Genomic DNA, 1718 nt, shown 5'->3' with positions numbered 1-1718 from the left:
CGCAGCGATTACACAAAGTTTCACAGAGTTTATCTCAGTGTTAATCTGTGTTCTCCGTGCCTCTGTGGTAAACAATTATTCAGGGATATCCATCCGAATTCTCCACTCTTTTGGCAAATAATTATTCATTCTATTGCCAATTACTTTCATAAAGCCGAGATTCAAGCCTTCATAACGAGCCAAAAGCCAGCCATTTGGTGCATTTTCGACCGAAATTTGTTCTTTTTTCAAAAATTTTAAAGCATCATCTTTCGATAAATCTACGTGTGGTAAATCATCAGAAATGGCCGTACTCAAAGCTAAATCATGGCTCGGAATAAAATCTTCACCTTTAAATTGTCCAATCTCAAAGCCCGATGAACGCTTCTGTAAAACCCTCAGAATCGTAGAATATTCGTTGGTCAAATTTGTTGGAATAGCTACGATTGCACCTTCTGGTTTTTCGTAAAACTCAAAATATTCGGGGTTGGCGAGCCATTTTTTCAATAATTCAACTTTCTTTTGCGGTACACGGTTAAATTTAACTTTGCCTCTCACTTCAGCTCTTGAGCCTTGTGTTTTACGGAAAATAGCCAAATAAAAACCTTCACCTTTGGTTTTGTGAGGATAAAATTGATAGCCAAAACTTTTCTCAGTAATATTCCAATCGGCAGGAATATTGAGTTTAACCTCTTCAAAATCAGCGGTTTGAGTGAGCCATTTGGCGTTTTCTTGATTTTCTTTTTCGTTGTAGGTGCAGGTCGAGTAGCACAGATAGCCATTCGGGGTAACCAACATCGCTGCTGCTTGAAGAATACGTTTTTGGCGGGCCGAGCAGAGCTGAACACTATCGACCGACCACTCGTTACGAGCCTTTGGGTCTTTTCTGAAAAGTCCCTCGCCCGAGCAAGGTGCATCGGTTAGAACCAAATCAAAAAATCCCTCTAAATCAATCATATCTTCGGGGTCGTGGTTGCTCACAATGTAGTTCGGGAAACCCCACTTTTCAAGATTTTCTTTCAATGGTGCAACTCGGCTTTTGATGACTTCATTGGCCACCAAAAGACTTTTTTCGTTGAGCAACGATGCCAAAAGGGTCGTTTTTCCACCAGGAGCGGCACATAGGTCCATCACTCTGAGAGGCTTATCAAAATCAAGTGTTTGTTTGATTGCCTCTGCTACAAACATCGACGATGCTTCTTGTACATAATAGGCTCCTGCATGAAAAGCAGGGTCGAGCGTAAAGACTGGTCGCTGTGGTAAATATCGCCCATCGGCGTTCCATTTTACTGGTTCGGTATTTTGGTCAAATAAAACTTCGTTTGTTACCTTTTTGCGAGGGTTCAGTCGAATTGTCGTTGGAGTTTCTTGTTCGAGACTTTCGGCAAAGGCCGAATACTCAGCACCAAGAATGTGCTGCATTTGGGCGATAAAGTTTTCGGGTAAATTCATTAACTTTTCATTAACAGTAAAAGTGCAACGCTCGATGTCTTAATGGCATCTACATAATGTAGAATCAAGAATGTAGAATTAAGAATTTTCTACATAAACTTCCCAAATTCAAATTGCCTATTGCAAATCAATACTCATTTTTTATGCAAATTTAATTAAAACTGATTACTAAAATGAGAACTATGTTCAAAACACTTGTATTTGTGTTACTGGCAAACTTGACTTTTGCCCAAATTTTTGTTGGTGTGCGTGGAGGCATTACGGGCTCGACCATGACAAAATTCAAA

Annotated in this window: 1 protein-coding gene; it reads right to left on the bottom strand. The window is 39.9% G+C overall.

The window, feature by feature from the left end; genetic code table 11:
* Positions 1 to 75: 75 nt before the first annotated feature.
* Positions 76 to 1431 carry a methyltransferase RsmF C-terminal domain-like protein gene (locus tag ACOVO2_RS03075; protein WP_421768562.1) on the bottom strand — a complete coding sequence of 452 codons (1356 nt, stop codon included), beginning with the start codon at positions 1429 to 1431 and terminating at the stop codon, positions 76 to 78.
* Between the last annotated feature and the right edge of the window lie 287 nt (positions 1432 to 1718).

This window comes from Emticicia sp. (assembly GCF_049241225.1).
Lineage (GTDB): Bacteria > Bacteroidota > Bacteroidia > Cytophagales > Spirosomataceae > Emticicia.
Note: the sequence above shows the minus strand (reverse complement) of the source record. Positions and strands in the feature narration are given on the sequence as shown.